Origin of the sequence: Lysinibacillus sp. NPDC056220 (assembly GCF_049315265.1) — a bacterium.
GTDB lineage: Bacteria > Bacillota > Bacilli > Bacillales_A > Planococcaceae > Lysinibacillus > Lysinibacillus pinottii.
Window position 1 is genome coordinate 566592 of sequence record NZ_JBMOXD010000002.1, and the last position, 16482, is coordinate 583073.

The window sequence follows — 16482 nt, forward strand, 5'->3', positions numbered from 1 at the left end:
TTATCGTCAAATTGTGGCAAAGCCTGTATAATAGAAAAATGAGGTGATATCTATGATGAACGTACGAAGTTATTCTCTTGGTCCAGTCCAAACGAATTGCTATATCGTATCGAATAAAGACAAAGAATGTATCGTTTTTGATCCAGGTGAAGAAGCGGAGCGTCTTCTTAAAACAATCCGTAGCAATGGCCTAAAGCCGCTAGCCATTTTCTTAACACATGCACATTTTGACCATATTGGTGCGGTGGATGCGGTTCGGGAAGCATTTAATATACCTGTATGGATTCATGAAAAAGAGGTCAGCTGGCTAGGAGATCCAGAAAAGAACGGCTCTAGTAAATATGCTGCATTACCAGATTATAGGGTAGCTGCACCTGCTCAAGACACTATCATTAAAAAAGAGCAACAATTCGAAATAAGCAATTTTGTTTTTCAAGCAGTATTTACACCAGGACATTCACCTGGTAGCATTTCTTATGTATTTGAAAAAGACGGCTTTGCGATTGTGGGAGACACATTATTTGAACAGGGCGTAGGACGGACGGATTTAATTGGTGGGTCCACCAAAATATTATTAGCATCTATTCATGACAAATTATTAACACTACCTGAGGATACAATCATTTATCCTGGTCATGGGAATTATACAACTGTCAGTGCAGAAATGGAAACTAATCCGTTTTTAAATGGGTTTTAAAATACCAATGCCCATAAAAAAAGCGTATCTCGTAAATGAGATACGCTTTTTTAGTTGTATTAATGACCGCCACCAGGTACGTGAATGAATGTTGTATAGTACGTGAAGCCAGCGAAGAATACAGTTAAATATGCTCCGAAAATGTACATGTACATACGTTCTGAAAGGTTTAAGAAGCCTAATAATAAGAATAAACCTGTATTACCTAAGAATAATAGCGATACCTCGTTCATACCACCAAGGTAGAACATAACGGCAAAAATACCTGTCCAGAATGCCATAACTTTATACATATTATCCATGAAATTTCCCCTCCTTTTGCCCACGACACAATAATCTCTTACTAATTATAAATGATATGAAAGGTGTCTGTAAACTGGAACTTATGCGTCTTTGTGACAAACAAATGGATTTTTTAACTAGCTTTCGATTTCTGTCACGTTTATTTCATATTTACATAAATCACAATTATGTATCATACTCTCAATTTGTACAAATTCATTGTTTGAAAATAACGCATCTAACTGCCCTTTTAAATAGGATTCATGTAAGGAGCAGACTATCTCCGAATAAGTTGTAAGTTGCTCTTGGAATGGACAATTGAAAATGGAGAATATCACCTTTTTGCCATGTTCTGTTTGTTGAATTTGTGGAACATAGCCAATTAATGCGGCATTGTCAGTTAATAGTTGAAGCTTCTCGTCGAAGGAAAGGGAATTATTGATGGTCAATTCAGCGTTCATATTTTGTTTCATTTGCTGATAACCATCTTGATAGCTAATTTCCTGACATTTTTCTAAGACAGATGGTCCAAGCTCTTCCACTAATTGAATCGTCCATTTCAGTAAACGGTCTTCATCACGTCTAGGAAATGATAATGATACACCTTTCTCTGAAGCCTTATACACACGGCCAGGTCTTCCACCCTTACCTGTTTTCACATAGTCTGCGGAAATAATATTAATTTCTGAAAGCTTTGTTAAATGAAGTCGAGCGACATTTGGATGGATGCTAAACTGATCAGCAATATGTTGGACGGTCACTGTTTTTTTCTCTTGCAATATGTACTCATAAATAGAGTATCTTGTTTCATCAGCTAAAGTGCTGGTAATTTTCAATGGATGGATCATATGCTTCACCTCATTAGTTTTTTTATAAAATTATGTTCGTCTACCAAGTGTTAGGAAAATAATCATGTTCATTCTATTATATTCCATTATTGAAAAAGATACAGTTCATTTCGACATAAATATTAATTTTTTCATGTATGTATCTTCTTTTTTAGTGGGAAATTGCACTTTATCCACATTTCTATAGCAAAAAACATGAATGATGGGAAATTTTATAACAAATTTTTATTTTCAGAAAAGGGCTTTTCTCGTAGGAAGATCCTATTTATACTAGGAAATAACGAATAGTGCGGTCATATTCGAATGAACTAGAAAAGGGGTGCATATATGCAGAATTTTGAAATAGTGGTTGAACAAAAATGTGAGCAACTTTTACTAAAAGCCTATCATTTTGGGGCAACCGATTTATTATTGGTGCCAGGCAACGTGAATTATCAGGTCTATTTTCGTAAATATGATAAGCTGCTTCACGCAGGTGAACTTCCCAACGATCTTACGGAACGGATGATATCCTATTATAAGTTTCTTGCACAATTAGATATAAGTGAGCGTCGTAAGCCCCAAAGCGGCTCCTTCCAAAAGGCGATGGAACAACAGCCATATGCTTTTCGAGTATCTACACTGCCTTCCGTATTTTTAAAAGAAAGCCTCATTATCCGCTTGCTTCTCCAAAATCATTCTTTTCCACTAACTTCCTTATCTTTTTTTAAAAGCTCAGCTTACAAATTAATGGAACTTGTGCAAAATCGACAAGGCCTTTTGTTTTTTACAGGGGCGACAGGCTCTGGTAAGTCCACTTCTCTCTATTCCTTAATACATTACTGTTCTACAGAATTAAATAGGCATGCAATTTCCTTGGAAGACCCAGTAGAAAATAACCAAGCAAATTTACTTCAAATTCAAGTGAATGAACGAGCAGGCGTTACATACGCTTCGGGATTAAAAGCTATATTAAGGCATTCACCTGATGTAATCATGATTGGAGAAATTCGTGATAAAGAAACAGCAAAAGTTGCAATCGAGGCAAGCTTGACAGGGCATTTAGTCGTTTCAACCATTCATGCGAAGGATTCTCTTAGCTGTCTTTACCGTTTAATGGACTTAGGGGTATCAATAGATGAGATTAGGCAAACTGTCATCGGTATTGTTGCCCAAGTTCTTTTTCAGTCTTCAGATTTACAGGACGAACGTCGTGCGTTGTACGAGATTTTATCGGATGTTCATCTCAATCAGGCCATAACCGCTATTCAAAATAAGGGGAATTTTCGACTACCCCACGAATTAACATTAAAGGGACAAAAAGAATTAGTGGAGAGCCATTATGCTGCTACAAACATATATCGGTAAATTCCAATTATATTACAACAGAGCTACCAAGTGGCGTGTAAAGGAGCAAGCAAGATTTATTCAACGTTTATCTGTATTAATGCAGGAGGGCTATTTATTTCCACAGGCTATGTCGATGCTATTACCTCATCATATAGAAGATCATGAAATTATTCAGCAACAAATTAATGAAAAACTAAGACAAGGGGAGGGGGTAACAAGCATATTGGAAACATTACACCTTGCTAAACATCATCTAGTAGCGATTAAAGTGGCAGAAAACAACGGGCGTATGCTTGATGTATTAAAAGGTGTGGCAAAGCAAATGATTGTCAGTGAGCAGACAAAGAAAAAGCTAATCAAATTGCTTATCTATCCTGTCATGCTAATTTCATTTTTATTGATACTATTTTTTATATTCCGAACAATTTTCTTGCCTAATATTGAAAAAATGGTGTCAAGCCGTTCGATTGAAGGTGAGAAGTCAAGCTTGGCTCTATCTAAAATATTACTGCATGTCCCCGATTACGTGATGCTAACATCTTCGATTGTGATAGTCAGCTTATTAATAGTACATTTCTTTCTTAAGCGCCAACCCATTCCTCTACAACTATCAATACGATTAAAAATCCCGCTTTATCAATTCTATATTCGATTGTCGTGGACAAGACAATTTGCTGCTTATTTAGGGAGTTTACTACAGAGTGGTTTTTCATTGCAGGCTAGTCTTCAAATTCTAGAGGAACAATCCTTTCAGCCTTTTCTACAGTATTTGTCGCGGCAAATTAAAGAAAGGGTAATCTTTGGAGAATCATTGACGCAAGCAGTACAGATTGTGTCTATTTTTCACAGGGATTTTGCTACTTTTGTAGAGCATGGAGAACAAAGTGGTTATTTAGGGAAGGAACTTACTTTGTATAGCGAATTACTAATGGAAAAGCAGGAGCTTCTATTGCATAAGTTACTAGCCTTCATTCAACCAAGCTTTTTTATTGTTATTGCTATATGTATTCTAGCCGCTTATGTTAGTTTACTATTACCAATTTATCAGATGATTGATTTAGTTTAGGAGGAGCAAGATGAAACAAATGAAACAACAAAATGGCTTTACTTTAATCGAAATGCTGATTGTTTTGTTAATTATATCAATCCTTATTTTAATTACAATTCCAAATGTTACGAAGCACTTTGCTACGATTGATGAGAAGGGCTGTGCGGCCTATATTAATATGGTGCAGGGGCAAGTAGAGGCCTATAGAGTGGATTTTATGACATTTCCGACCCTTGAGGATTTAGTGAAGGAGGGCTATTTGAAAGAAAATGAAACAACTTGCCCTAATAAAGAAGAAATAGTCATTACGATTAAAGGAGAGGTACGCTTAGCAAATGCTGATGCAGGTACTCAAGGATAATGAGGGAGCGACAAAATGAGTTGGGCTTTACGATTCTCGAAATGCTAATTGTTTTATTCCTTGTTATGAGTCTAACAGCCATTGTGAGCAAATTTTCTATAAAATTAGCGGAGTCAAAGGAATTAGACCGTTTTTTTACACAAATTCAACTAGATATTCAGTATATTCAAACCTATAGCATGAACCAGCGACAATATATCGCGATGAAATTTGAAAGCTCTACAAGGCGCTACGTTATTCAAAAAGATGCTTTTTCCAATCTATATGTCCGACCCTTTCCAAAAGGAGTTGAATTTTCCCCCGATGAGAGCTCTATTTATACGATTGTTTATAATGTAAATGGCAATGTCAGGTCCGCGGGCACTATTGCCTTTCACACACCACAGGGAAAGAAAAAGGTCATCATTACATTAGGGCGAGGGAGAGCAAGAATTGAATGAATCAGGCTATTCTTTTGTTGAATCGATTTTGGCTATGGGTATCTTAATGTTACTTTGCGGCTCCTTATTGCCCATTAGCTACACGATGAAAACGAATCTTATGAATAAAAAAATGGAAATGATTGCAGCTGAAACAGCTTACGAGGGCATGAAGCTATTTCAAGCTGTACAACAAACTGAGGGTACAAGAATCATTGAAGAAGTTGAGTATCAATGGGTGTTTAATGGTGAAGAGATTTGTGTTCGTTTTCACAATATACTCAAGCAACGACAAAAATGTATTCTCCTTACAGGTAATAGCAATGAATAATGAGAAGGGCTATACCTTACTAGAAGCGATGTTTCAATTAATTGTGTTTACGCTTATTTCTCATCTTTTTGTCCTAATTATGCTGTGGTATGCTGAAATGACCTCAACTATGCAATCGGATGAACAGGCGAAATGGGAGCTGTTTGTGTATGATTTCAATAAAGGTCTAAAGGATATTTTAGAGTTCTCCGTACGAGAGGATCAAAAAAGAATATCTTTTCAGACTAGGGAAACAGTCCACTATATTGATTGCTATCGTACTATTATTCGTGAACAAGTAAATGGAGGACATGTTCCCATGCTAAATGGCATCCATAAATGTCACTTTACCTATAGCGAAAATAGGCTGACTGTGTCGGTGGAAATGCCTAGTGGTATGAAAAAGGAGCGAACCTTCTATGTGCCAATTATTGAAAAATGACAGAGGGGCTATATTTTTAATCGCAATTGCATTATTATTTCTTGTAACTACTTTTCTTCTTGCGTATTGTATGTCATATGAAATGCAATTTCGAACTTATGACGGGCTCGAAAAATTGAATGTTAAAGCTACGATAAATTTATTGGGACAAATTTTGTCAGACAGTGTAGAATCGTAGTTATAAGAAGGTGATTCGAATTGCGAAAAATATATTTGGTTGGTTTTATGGGCAGTGGAAAAAGTGCTTTAGGAAGACGTTTAAGCTTTTTATTAAAGATGCCATATTATGATATGGATCATGAAATAGTGAGACAGCAAGGAATGTCCATCCCGCAGATATTTGAAAAGTACGGAGAGGCCCATTTCCGAAAAATAGAAACAGAATTTTTGAAAAGTTTCCGTGACGAGGCTTGTATTATTTCTACGGGCGGTGGAGTTGCGATCAATGCTGAAAATCGAAAAATTATGAGGCGTAGTGGCTTAGTATTTTTTTTAGATGCTTCGTTTGAGGATATTTATAAACGAGTTCAGCATGATCCCAATAGACCAATCGTACAAAGTTCGACTAAAGAGGAGCTAGAAAATCTGTATCATTACAGGAGAAAGTTTTATCGTGATGCAGGGCATATTCAGGTCTTGACAGAGGGCAGAACCATTCGTCAAATTTTAGAGTATTTAGTGTTTCAAGTAAAAAGGCTTAAAAACGAACGATAAATAATTAACAGCCGTTTAATGTTCGTCTTTTATTATCTTTTAAAAAATGATTGCCTTTTCAATGCATTTAATGTTAGGATATAGACAAATAAGTAACTAAATGTTCATTGAATACTAAATAGTACCAAGATGTATCTTGGGCGGATGATTGTACGGGGAGAGAGCGTGGTTAGACGCCACCGAAGGAGCAAGTAGCAATGGCTATGAATCTCTCAGGTAAAAGGACTCGTATAAGACGCAACTCTGGAGAGAGCTGTAGTATAACAATAGCAGCCACCAAAGGGGAAAGCCGACTAATTGGCAGTATCAACCATGCGAGTTAGTCTGGTGTAACTTTCAGGTGCAAGGACAGAGAATCCCGAAAAGGGGTTCGTCTGTCTTTTTTTATGTCTATAGGTACTCTGTAAAAGCTTTACATTGCCGAGTCATGACTGTACCAATACAAAAAGCAGACGAACTACTACCAGTAAAAATGTAACTAACAATAAGGGGGCAAAAAAGAATGACGAATGAATTAAAACGTACACCTCTATTTGAAGAATACGCGAAATACGGTGCTAAGACGGTTGACTTCGGTGGATGGGAATTACCAGTTCAATTCTCTTCTATTAAAGATGAACATGATGCAGTACGTAATCGTGCGGGATTATTTGATGTATCCCATATGGGTGAAATTTTAGTAACAGGTCCCGATGCATTAAATTTTTTACAAAATCTTTTATCCAATGATGTTTCAAAAATAGCTACTGGCCAAGCACAATACACAGCTATGTGCTATGAGAACGGCGGTGTAGTCGATGATTTACTAACGTATAAGTTAGCTGATGACCACTATTTATTGTGTGTGAATGCAGCTAATATCGAAAAAGATTACGATTGGATGCTGGAAAACCAACATCAATATGATGTGACAATTGACAATCAATCAGATGCCTATGCACAAATTGCCCTACAAGGACCTTTAGCAGAGGAAGTTCTTCAATCCTTAACTTCAACTGATGTTAGTGCTATTAAATTTTTCCGATTCCAAGAGAATGTAGAAGTCGCAGGACATAAAGTACTAGTTTCACGTAGTGGATACACAGGAGAAGATGGCTTCGAATTATATGGAGCACCCGAAGACATTAAAGCATTATGGGGTAAAATTTTAGATGCTGGTCAAGACAAAGGGGTTGTCCCTGCAGGTCTAGGCTGTCGAGATACACTACGTTTTGAAGCGGGTCTGCCACTTTACGGTCAAGAATTATCAGCAACCATCTCTCCTCTTGAAGCAGGTATCGGCTTTGCTGTGAAATTAAATAAAGAAGATTTTATTGGTCATGATGCATTAGTAGCTCAGAAGGAAAATGGTCTTCCACGCAAACTAGTCGGCATTGAAATGATTGATAAAGGGATTCCACGCCATGGCTATAAGGTGTTTAAGGATGGTAAGGAAATTGGTGAAGTTACAACAGGAACACAGCTTCCTTCCTCAAAACGTAATGTTGGTCACGCGTTAATTGACAGTCAATTCGCAACAATCGGAAATGAAATGGAAATTGAAATCCGTGGAAAGCAACTAAAAGTAGTTACAGTTGAAACACCGTTTTATAAGCGTTCAAAATAATAGTTGAAAAGAGGGACCTACATTTATGAAACATCGTTATTTACCAATGACGGAGCAAGACCAAAAAGAAATGTTAGACGTAATCGGTGTATCCTCAGTTGATGAATTATTCGAGGATATTCCAGAGAAAGTACGTTTTAAAGGCCTTTATGACATCAAAGCAGCGAAATCGGAATCTGCTTTATTAAAAGAGTTAACAGCACTTGCTGCTAAAAATAAAGACACAAATGCGAATGTATCATTTTTAGGTGCTGGCGTTTATAACCACTATAAGCCAGTAATTGTGGATCATGTTATTTCTCGTTCAGAGTTCTATACAGCTTATACACCCTATCAACCTGAAATCTCACAAGGTGAGCTTCAAGCTATTTTTGAATTCCAAACAATGATTGCAGAGCTTACTGGTATGGATCTTGCCAACTCTTCTATGTATGATGGCGGTACAGCATTGGCTGAGGCAGGGATGTTGGCAGCAGGTCATACACGTCGTAAGAAAATTTTAGTATCTGAAACGGTACACCCAGAATATCGTGATGTTGTGGCTACATATGCCTACGGTCAATCTATTGAAATCGTAACAATTCCACATAAAGATGGTGTGACAGATATTGCAGCTTTAAAAGAGCTAATTGATGACAACACTGCAGCAGTTATTGCTCAATATCCAAACTTCTTTGGCCAAGTTGAGGATATTCAAGTAATCGGAGATATCGCGCATGAAGCAAAAAGCTTATTCGTTGTGTCGTCTAACCCACTTGCCCTAGGTATTTTAACTCCTCCAGGCAAACTAGGTGCTGATATATGTGTAGGTGATGCACAAGTTTTCGGTATCTCTGAAGCATTTGGTGGTCCACACTGTGGTTTCTTTGCAGTCACAACTAAATTAATGCGTAAGGTACCAGGACGTCTTGTTGGTGAAACAGTCGATGGTGAAGGTCGTCGTGGTTATGTATTAACCCTTCAAGCGCGTGAACAACATATCCGTCGCGATAAAGCAACCTCTAATATCTGTTCGAACCAAGCGCTTCTTGCTCTTGCAGCTTCTGTAGCGATGACAGCTCTAGGGAAACAAGGTATTCGCGAGATGGCTACACAAAATATTGCGAAAACACGTTATGCAAAAAATGCCTTTGAAGCAGCAGGCTTTACAGTAGCATTCCAAGGTGCACATTTTAATGAAATCGTAGTGAAAACAAATAAATGTGTGAAGGAAATCAATAAAGGCTTGATTGAAAAAGGTATTATCGGTGGATATCCTTTAGGTCAAAATTATGACTCTCTTAAACATCATGTGCTAATCGCAGTGACTGAATTACGCACAAAAGAAGAAATTGATGCACTAGTTGCAGAAATGGGGGCTCTTCATGCATAACGAAAATCAAACACTCATTTTTGAAATTTCAAAAGAAGGCCGCGTTGGCTATAGCTTAGAAGCGCTTGATGTACCTGAAGTAGATTTAGCAGATGTATTACCTGCCAATCTAGTACGTTCAGAGGCAGCAGAATTACCTGAAGTATCTGAGCTTGATATCATGCGTCACTACACAGCACTTTCTCGTAGAAACCATGGAGTAGACTCTGGCTTCTACCCACTTGGCTCTTGTACGATGAAATATAATCCAAAAATTAATGAAGCGGTTGCTCGTTTTTCTGGCTTTGCCAATGTTCACCCACTGCAGGATGAATCAACAGCACAGGGTGCTATGGAGCTCCTTTATGATCTACAAACGTCGTTAGTGGAAATTACTGGGATGGATGAAGTGACATTACAGCCAGCAGCAGGCGCGCATGGAGAGTGGACAGCATTAATGATGATTCGTGCTTTCCATGAAGCAAATGGAGAAGGTCATCGTAACAAAGTTATCGTCCCTGACTCTGCTCACGGAACTAACCCAGCTTCAGCAACAGTAGCAGGCTTTGAAACAATCACTGTTAAATCCGATGATAATGGCTTAGTTGATATCGAAGACCTTCGTAAAGTCGTTGGTGCTGATACAGCTGCATTAATGCTAACAAACCCGAATACGCTTGGGTTATTTGAAGAAAACATTATCGAAATGGCAGAGCTTATTCACTCTGTAGGCGGGAAAGTTTACTATGATGGCGCAAACTTAAATGCTGTTATGAGTAAAGCACGTCCTGGCGATATGGGCTTTGACTGTGTGCACTTAAATCTGCATAAAACATTTACAGGTCCACACGGTGGTGGTGGTCCAGGCTCAGGTCCAGTAGGCGTAAAGGCAGATTTAATTCCATTTCTACCAAAGCCAGTCCTTGTAAGAACGGAAGAAGGAGCATACCATTTCGATTACAACCGTCCACAATCTATCGGACGAGTAAAACCATACTATGGTAACTTTGGTATCAATGTGCGTGCTTATACGTACATCCGTACAATGGGTCCAGATGGCCTAAAAGCTGTTACGGAATATGCTGTATTAAACGCCAACTATATGATGCGTCGTTTAGAGCCATTCTACGATCTTCCATATAACCGACATTGTAAACATGAATTTGTTTTATCTGGTCATCGCCAAAAGAAATTGGGCGTTCGTACACTAGATATCGCAAAACGTCTGTTAGACTTTGGCTACCATCCACCAACAACATACTTCCCATTAAATGTGGAAGAAGCGTTAATGATTGAGCCAACAGAAACAGAATCTAAAGAAACATTAGATGCATTCTGCGATGTGATGATTCAAATTGCGAAAGAAGCAGAAGAAAATCCATCCATCGTTCAAGAAGCACCACATACAACAGTCGTATCTCGTCTTGATGAAACACGCGCTGCTCGTACACCAGTGCTGCGCTATCAAAAAGCTTAATATTGTAAAACCGCTCACTTTTTTGGTGAGCGGTTTTTATATGAATATTTTAAGTAATGATAATATTTACATAAAAATCAATTAATTGTTATAATTCCCTTGAGATGGTTTGTGAAAGGAGGAGATTAAAATGCAAACGACATCGTCTGAATTGAGTTTACCAACGAATAGTCTATTAAATAATACATACAGAGTCAAACACCTTCTTGCAACGAGTAAATTATCATTTGTTTATATAGCTGAATACATAAGCACTGGAGAAGAAATTATTATAAAAGAGTTTTACCCTTTAGAGATTGCTTTACGAGATTTGGATAACAAATCAGTAATCAATCGTTTACCCTCTACAAAGGAAAAATTTCAGGAATTAAAGGAGAGATTTCTAAGTGAAGCTTGCATGCTCCAGCAATTGAACCATCAACATATTGTTAAGTATAGACAGCATTTTTTTGAAAATGGCTCCGTTTATCTTGTTACAGATTATTATGAAGGAGTTCTATTGGAGCAATATATACAAAGATATGCATTGAGTGAGAGACATCTTCTCTATAAAGAAATATTTTTACCTTTAATAGATGCAATTACTTATTTACATAATAAGGGGATCATACATCGTGATATTAAACCTAGTAATATTATGATTGATGCCAAGGGACAGCCCCATTTATTAGATTTTGGATCTGCCGTATACTATAGAACCTTAACAAAATATCCGATATTTACTAGTCCAGGCTATTCGCCCCTTGAACAGTATTCCATGAAAGGAGAGCAAGGAATCTATACCGATATTTATAGCTTGATGGCAACCTTATACTATGCATTAACTAATAAAATACCAGTAGATGTTTCACAGAGGTTAATTGAGGATAAAATTGCGAATGTGAGAAAATATAATCCGAAAGTAAGTATTTTTATGTCACTCACTATTATGTGGGGGCTGCAAATAGAAACTAAAAAAAGGTGTTCCTCCCTAAAATTTATTAAAAATATGATTGCTATTGAATACAAGTTCAAATGCAAAAAGAACTATTTTGAGATTTTTGATTCCAAATGACCAAATTTACTATTCGCTTCATACTATTTATCCATTTTTACTATATTGAGTATTTATCATAAAACAGCTTATGGCCTAAGGTAAAACAGACCATAAGTTGTTTTTTTTATAAAAAAATATTATAAAAGCCAGAAATTGTATAAAAATATCATATTTATTGCCATGTAATATTTTTACTAAAGATACTTATAAATGTTTTTCGTGACAATATATTCTATAGAAAATATTGACATTGATTTTAGATATTGTATAGTTACCAATGTGATACATTAATCATTAGTAAAGTTTGTAAGAAAGATGCATAAAGTTGGACAGAGATTCTTATAAATTAATTTCAATTTCACTACATAGCTTTGTATTATGTTGGTATATTTTAACCAATTTGTTTTATTATTCTATATTACTATGTGTAGAACAGTGATAATTAGTACATAAAACAATAGTATTTGAGGTGGTTTTGTAATATCCAACCCTGTACTCATTATGCTCGTATGTTCTAATTACTTACTAATGCTTATGCCTACTCGAATTCGTTTTAAAAGGAGGGATGGCTGTAGAATTATGCAGCCAAATGAATGGAGATTATTAGTCAAACAAACAGAACAATGCTCTTTGAAGAAATAAATCCTGAGAAATTGGATTTAATTACGCTCGTTGGAGACGTCAAAGACATTGATAGTCTAAGCGATGAAAAAATTAAAGAAATAAATCAAAGTCTTCTTGTAAAAAGTTTCGATGAATTTTTAGATAAGTTTTCTCCCACGGTTTACTCATTTTACAATGCCGCAAATCAAAAAGTCATGTATACCTTAAAAAAACCAGAAGGAATCCAAGATGATTGTATATCTGAAATAGCAATTGACCAAAATAATGATTTTTTAAAAATGCTATTTACGCTCATTGATACAAAAAGAAGTCAGGGCATTACCAATGTAGATTTTAAATTTGAAAATTTACTTGATATGATCTCGCCTAAAAAAGTCATGGATGACATTCGCCAAGTGCGTAAAGAGATTCATTACCTGTATGGTGAATACGATAAGCTAGATGAAGGTGATCCTAAGAAATTAGATACAGGTGACAAGCTTAATCTTATGTTTGAAGTAGCAAGTAGAAACTACAACAATGTGATGGCGATGTTACCATTAGCAATCGAAGATATTAAAACAAGATTATTATTGGGTGCTAGTCAAGATGAGGGAGAATCTGAAAAGCTACAAATAGGTACTCTTACAATTGGTGACAATGGTGAATTGAAAATCATTGAGGCACCACAAACAAATAGCGCTGAATTAATGGTCATTGAGGAAAATAGTAATTATGGCTTAAGTACTGTATTTGAGGAAGATTACGAAGCGATAACTGAATCACCATCTTCTTATGTAAAAGATTTAGTAGTCAGAACGTTTTCGCCGCTTCCAGCGATTAAAGCTGAATTCGATGTAGAAACGGAAGTTCAAAACTACAATACATATCTTGAATTCTATAAGGATGCAAAGGATGAATTTGTTAAAACCGTTAAACCTTTAGTTGAAAAATTATTAGGTATCAAAATGTATTTTGATCAATATGCAACTAAAAACAAGGGTATGCAACCTTCATTAATTGTCACTAACACTAAGTTAGATATGCTGGTAAAAAGTAATAACCTACCAAGATTACGTACTTACTTAAACACTGTGAACTCGAAAAATGACTTTACAGATACAGTATGGTATGGAATAGTACCAGCCCTTGAACTTGAAGCATCTGGAAAAATGAAAGTAAGTCGATCTAGGTTCAAAGGAAACGATAAAGTGGCTAAGCAAGAGGGGAACACGATGGAATCGTTATCCATTCTCTTGGACACGATAAAAGATTATAAGGTGCAAATTTTCTTTAACTTTATGGCTGAAGAAGAAACAACCTTTAATGGGATTGCAACAGCTGGTATTGATCGTCTTATCGATAAATGCTCTGTACTGGTTAGAAAGGATTATAGTGAGTTTGCTATACCATGTTTACCAAACTTCACGATAATTCCGAAAGATAAATCAGGAGTCGTTATAGATACGCGTATGCATACTACTGAAAATGGAGCACGTTTATCGAAGGAGAAAGAAGATATCCTAAAGCTATGGATTGAAGGCGTTTATGTGGATGCTAGCTATGTTGCAGCAGGTATCGTATCTGCCTACCAATGTCCAGAGTATTTAAAGGAATCATTTAAAAATGTTAAACGAAATTATCCGGGAGTTCGATTCGATATTGAAGCGGGAGATAATTCACTAAGAGCAGTAACAACTATGGCAAAAGAGATTTCCGGTTTTACGAATAATATTAAGGATGCTATTAATAGCAGAAGCTTTGGTTTTGTATTCTCTTCTGAAAATGCTCAACTACAGGATAAAGATATTAGACGTATTACTGTCTATAAAGCAAGAAGTCTTGCAATGGAAGAAGATGGGTTTGATTCAATCTACAAAACTCAAGTTAGTACGTATATTGAAAGAATCCTTCGTTTCCAATCAGGGGACTTTAAACATGAAAATATTGTTCGTTTCTTTAGTAATAATCCAAGCAGTCAAAAAAGTAAGTGGCTCAATGATAAAGGCCATGTAAACTCTATTATCCATGATGGAGACGATATCGGCTACATCATTGATGAGAAAACAAGTCTTTGTCAGATTGATCTTGTGTTTAATGGGAATGTCAAAAACCTTGAAGTCACGATTACTAAAGGAACAAGCGCTGTTAAAGCCTAACAATTTATTTATTTCAATCATTAAAAATTTACGTAGTATGTTTAAGATTTATGAATCATAAGTCTTTTAACATAAATATGAATCGACTAACATCATTCAGATGAAAAATTACATATTTCATAAAGCTTGTTTTAAAACACTGCCCTGTGAAATGAGATAGCTATGCTTAAACTTCATTCATCGGAAAAGATGGGAGTCATTCAACCAAAATTAGGAGGAACTAAAAATGGGTTTTGTATTAAAAGTAGAAGGATCTGAAGCAATTGAATTAGGGTTAGAAAGCATTATGACTGTCGAATATGAGACAGATACACCGAATGATTCTAACGCTCGCTCTACAGATGTTGGGGCAACTTTAAAAGTGAAAGGTAAAATTTTAACTGCCACTGATGGTGATAATTCTGATGATACGATGAAATTAGGATTATGGTCATTAGTACCAGCTGAAAAAGCTGATTGCTACCGCAAAGTGACACTTGAAGTGATCTCAGCTGATCAAGTAGTTAGAAAAATTCATTTCCCAAATGCTTTCGTTGTGGACTATACAGAAAGATATGGTGACACTGAAGGTATTGGTGAATTCTTCTTATTCATTAAACAAAAGAAAGACAAAACAGACTTGGCAAAAATCGAGGGCGGCTACGCTGTCTAAGGTTGTTGCTTGATAAAACTCTTCTAATTATCTAAGGAACTTATTTAGTTCCTTAGATAATTTTTAATAATCCTAAATTGGGGTTGAAATGATGAAAACACATTATGAAATTTTAGGTGTTAGCAAAAACGCTACACAAGATCAAATAAAGCTTGCTTATCGGAAGCTATCCAAAAAGCACCATCCAGATGTAAGCGGAGGAAACAAAGATTCAGAAGATATTTTCTTAAAAGCTACAGAGGCCTATAAAGTTCTGAAAGATCCAGCATTGAGAGAATCTTATGATGCCCGCCTCGATGATCTAGGGAAAAGCTGGCAAACTGAGCAAAAGGATGAAAGACATTCAAACGGACATCAATCTGCAGAGAAAAAACCAGATTTTAATATAAATAATATTGAAAAAAACTTTGAACACTTTTTTGGCTTTAATCCGAAAACAAAAGAAATGTCCTCAACCCTACATAAAAATGCGAAGAAAAATCCCCTTGATACTACGGATTTATTTGAGCGCTTTTTTAACAAATAATCAAATGGCATAAAGTGAGGAAGTGTGAATACATGTATGATCAATATTCAACTGAAGCTTACAGTGAAAATGCAAGAAAAAAAATGTTTATAAAAATTATCGATATTATTATTGTCACCATTGCCTTCTTTTTCATTTTATACGTGTTTGTTATGAATCAGGAGGTTCTTTTAAAATTTGTTATTGGCACAGTAATGGTCATCCTTGCTATTATTTACGGTTCTCTCAAATACGAGGCAAAAGCAATCACTCAGACTATGACAAACAAGGACATTTCTAAGCTTGTTCTCCTAAATGCAAGTGGGATGGAAGTGGATGAATGGGAACTTGGTGATCAAATTTCATTACTTATAGGAAAAAGCTCAGCTGAATATAAGGCAGATATTGATTTAAGTGGAACAGAATATGAATCTCTTGTTAATTATGAACATGCAGTACTCAACTGTGTAGCTGGTATTTGGTATGTAGAGGATATTGATTCTGTTAATGGTGTAGGCCTAAAAAAGGCGCATAAGCGAGTGAAAAATAGACTAAAACAAGAGATTCCATACCCACTAGGTAATGGAGATACGATATACATAGCAAATACACGAATTTTGGTGAAATAGAGAAAAAAATTCGT

General features: G+C 36.1%; 18 protein-coding genes and 1 riboswitch. Of the genes, 16 read left to right on the plus strand and 2 right to left on the minus strand.

The window, feature by feature from the left end:
- The first annotated feature begins 52 nt into the window (after positions 1-52).
- Positions 53-697, plus strand: a complete 645-nt coding sequence (locus tag ACOZBY_RS07815; protein WP_289449586.1) for an MBL fold metallo-hydrolase — start codon at positions 53-55, stop codon at positions 695-697.
- Positions 698-756: 59 nt separating this feature from the next.
- Here ACOZBY_RS07815 and ACOZBY_RS07820 read toward each other — a convergent pair whose 3' ends face one another.
- Complete coding sequence (locus tag ACOZBY_RS07820) at positions 757-999, minus strand: DUF2626 family protein (protein ID WP_004231035.1); 243 nt, start codon at positions 997-999, stop codon at positions 757-759.
- A 117-nt stretch (positions 1000-1116) separates the two neighbouring features.
- Entirely contained in the window at positions 1117-1827 is a 711-nt protein-coding gene (locus tag ACOZBY_RS07825) for a helix-turn-helix transcriptional regulator (RefSeq protein ID WP_012295162.1), read from the minus strand.
- A 327-nt stretch (positions 1828-2154) separates the two neighbouring features.
- Between ACOZBY_RS07825 and comGA the strand changes: the two genes are divergently transcribed.
- From comGA to ACOZBY_RS07900, 15 genes are all read left to right on the plus strand, one after another.
- On the plus strand, positions 2155-3174 hold the full coding sequence (gene comGA, locus ACOZBY_RS07830; RefSeq protein WP_012295161.1) for a competence type IV pilus ATPase ComGA: 1020 nt from the start codon (positions 2155-2157) through the stop codon (positions 3172-3174).
- Complete coding sequence (gene comGB, locus ACOZBY_RS07835; RefSeq protein WP_012295160.1) at positions 3149-4222, plus strand: competence type IV pilus assembly protein ComGB; 1074 nt, start codon at positions 3149-3151, stop codon at positions 4220-4222. The genes comGA and comGB overlap by 26 nt, the downstream gene beginning before the upstream one ends.
- Before the next feature lie 10 nt (positions 4223-4232).
- Positions 4233-4565 carry a competence type IV pilus major pilin ComGC gene (comGC, locus tag ACOZBY_RS07840; RefSeq protein WP_289449584.1) on the plus strand — a complete coding sequence of 111 codons (333 nt, stop codon included), beginning with the start codon at positions 4233-4235 and terminating at the stop codon, positions 4563-4565.
- Positions 4565-5005 carry a competence type IV pilus minor pilin ComGD gene (gene comGD / locus ACOZBY_RS07845; RefSeq protein WP_012295158.1) on the plus strand — a complete coding sequence of 147 codons (441 nt, stop codon included), beginning with the start codon at positions 4565-4567 and terminating at the stop codon, positions 5003-5005. The genes comGC and comGD overlap by 1 nt, the downstream gene beginning before the upstream one ends.
- Entirely contained in the window at positions 4998-5315 is a 318-nt protein-coding gene (locus ACOZBY_RS07850; protein WP_012295157.1) for a hypothetical protein, read from the plus strand. The genes comGD and ACOZBY_RS07850 overlap by 8 nt, the downstream gene beginning before the upstream one ends.
- On the plus strand, positions 5308-5736 hold the full coding sequence (comGF, locus tag ACOZBY_RS07855; RefSeq protein ID WP_289449583.1) for a competence type IV pilus minor pilin ComGF: 429 nt from the start codon (positions 5308-5310) through the stop codon (positions 5734-5736). The genes ACOZBY_RS07850 and comGF overlap by 8 nt, the downstream gene beginning before the upstream one ends.
- A 198-nt stretch (positions 5737-5934) precedes the next feature.
- Complete coding sequence (locus ACOZBY_RS07860; RefSeq protein ID WP_031416947.1) at positions 5935-6450, plus strand: shikimate kinase; 516 nt, start codon at positions 5935-5937, stop codon at positions 6448-6450.
- Between the two features lie 144 nt (positions 6451-6594).
- Positions 6595-6688, plus strand: a riboswitch (glycine riboswitch).
- Positions 6689-6952: 264 nt separating this feature from the next.
- A complete protein-coding gene (gcvT, locus tag ACOZBY_RS07865; protein ID WP_031416946.1) occupies positions 6953-8056 on the plus strand; it encodes a glycine cleavage system aminomethyltransferase GcvT in 1104 nt (367 codons plus the stop codon).
- Between the two features lie 25 nt (positions 8057-8081).
- The gene (gene gcvPA, locus ACOZBY_RS07870) at positions 8082-9428 is read left to right on the plus strand and encodes an aminomethyl-transferring glycine dehydrogenase subunit GcvPA (protein WP_012295153.1); all 1347 of its coding nucleotides are present in this window, start codon (positions 8082-8084) and stop codon (positions 9426-9428) included.
- Positions 9421-10884 carry an aminomethyl-transferring glycine dehydrogenase subunit GcvPB gene (gene gcvPB, locus ACOZBY_RS07875; protein WP_012295152.1) on the plus strand — a complete coding sequence of 488 codons (1464 nt, stop codon included), beginning with the start codon at positions 9421-9423 and terminating at the stop codon, positions 10882-10884. Before gcvPA ends, gcvPB begins: the two co-directional genes overlap by 8 nt.
- Before the next feature lie 130 nt (positions 10885-11014).
- Positions 11015-11938 (plus strand): serine/threonine protein kinase, encoded by a 924-nt coding sequence (locus ACOZBY_RS07880; protein ID WP_031416942.1) that lies wholly within the window; start codon positions 11015-11017, stop codon positions 11936-11938.
- A gap of 575 nt (positions 11939-12513) precedes the next feature.
- Positions 12514-14682, plus strand: coding sequence for a hypothetical protein (locus ACOZBY_RS07885; protein WP_012295150.1), 2169 nt, complete (start codon positions 12514-12516; stop codon positions 14680-14682).
- Positions 14683-14908: 226 nt separating this feature from the next.
- The gene (locus ACOZBY_RS07890; RefSeq protein WP_012295149.1) at positions 14909-15334 is read left to right on the plus strand and encodes a hypothetical protein; all 426 of its coding nucleotides are present in this window, start codon (positions 14909-14911) and stop codon (positions 15332-15334) included.
- An 88-nt stretch (positions 15335-15422) separates the two neighbouring features.
- Positions 15423-15860: a J domain-containing protein gene (locus tag ACOZBY_RS07895; protein ID WP_422761943.1), complete on the plus strand. Its 438-nt coding sequence runs from the start codon at positions 15423-15425 to the stop codon at positions 15858-15860.
- A gap of 32 nt (positions 15861-15892) precedes the next feature.
- Positions 15893-16468: an FHA domain-containing protein gene (locus ACOZBY_RS07900; RefSeq protein ID WP_031416939.1), complete on the plus strand. Its 576-nt coding sequence runs from the start codon at positions 15893-15895 to the stop codon at positions 16466-16468.
- Positions 16469-16482 lie beyond the last annotated feature (14 nt).

What these genes read in the sequence shown, in the direction of transcription:
- ACOZBY_RS07815 (WP_289449586.1), top strand. Translation starts at nt 53, where the DNA reads ATGATGAACGTACGAAGTTATTCTCTTGGTCCAGTCCAAACGAATTGC.
- ACOZBY_RS07820 (WP_004231035.1), bottom strand. Translation starts at nt 999, where the DNA reads ATGGATAATATGTATAAAGTTATGGCATTCTGGACAGGTATTTTTGCC.
- ACOZBY_RS07825 (WP_012295162.1), bottom strand. Translation starts at nt 1,827, where the DNA reads ATGATCCATCCATTGAAAATTACCAGCACTTTAGCTGATGAAACAAGA.
- comGA (WP_012295161.1), top strand. Translation starts at nt 2,155, where the DNA reads ATGCAGAATTTTGAAATAGTGGTTGAACAAAAATGTGAGCAACTTTTA.
- comGB (WP_012295160.1), top strand. Translation starts at nt 3,149, where the DNA reads ATGCTGCTACAAACATATATCGGTAAATTCCAATTATATTACAACAGA.
- comGC (WP_289449584.1), top strand. Translation starts at nt 4,233, where the DNA reads ATGAAACAAATGAAACAACAAAATGGCTTTACTTTAATCGAAATGCTG.
- comGD (WP_012295158.1), top strand. Translation starts at nt 4,565, where the DNA reads ATGAGGGAGCGACAAAATGAGTTGGGCTTTACGATTCTCGAAATGCTA.
- comGF (WP_289449583.1), top strand. Translation starts at nt 5,308, where the DNA reads ATGAATAATGAGAAGGGCTATACCTTACTAGAAGCGATGTTTCAATTA.
- gcvT (WP_031416946.1), top strand. Translation starts at nt 6,953, where the DNA reads ATGACGAATGAATTAAAACGTACACCTCTATTTGAAGAATACGCGAAA.
- gcvPA (WP_012295153.1), top strand. Translation starts at nt 8,082, where the DNA reads ATGAAACATCGTTATTTACCAATGACGGAGCAAGACCAAAAAGAAATG.
- gcvPB (WP_012295152.1), top strand. Translation starts at nt 9,421, where the DNA reads ATGCATAACGAAAATCAAACACTCATTTTTGAAATTTCAAAAGAAGGC.
- ACOZBY_RS07880 (WP_031416942.1), top strand. Translation starts at nt 11,015, where the DNA reads ATGCAAACGACATCGTCTGAATTGAGTTTACCAACGAATAGTCTATTA.
- ACOZBY_RS07885 (WP_012295150.1), top strand. Translation starts at nt 12,514, where the DNA reads ATGGAGATTATTAGTCAAACAAACAGAACAATGCTCTTTGAAGAAATA.
- ACOZBY_RS07890 (WP_012295149.1), top strand. Translation starts at nt 14,909, where the DNA reads ATGGGTTTTGTATTAAAAGTAGAAGGATCTGAAGCAATTGAATTAGGG.
- ACOZBY_RS07895 (WP_422761943.1), top strand. Translation starts at nt 15,423, where the DNA reads ATGATGAAAACACATTATGAAATTTTAGGTGTTAGCAAAAACGCTACA.
- ACOZBY_RS07900 (WP_031416939.1), top strand. Translation starts at nt 15,893, where the DNA reads ATGTATGATCAATATTCAACTGAAGCTTACAGTGAAAATGCAAGAAAA.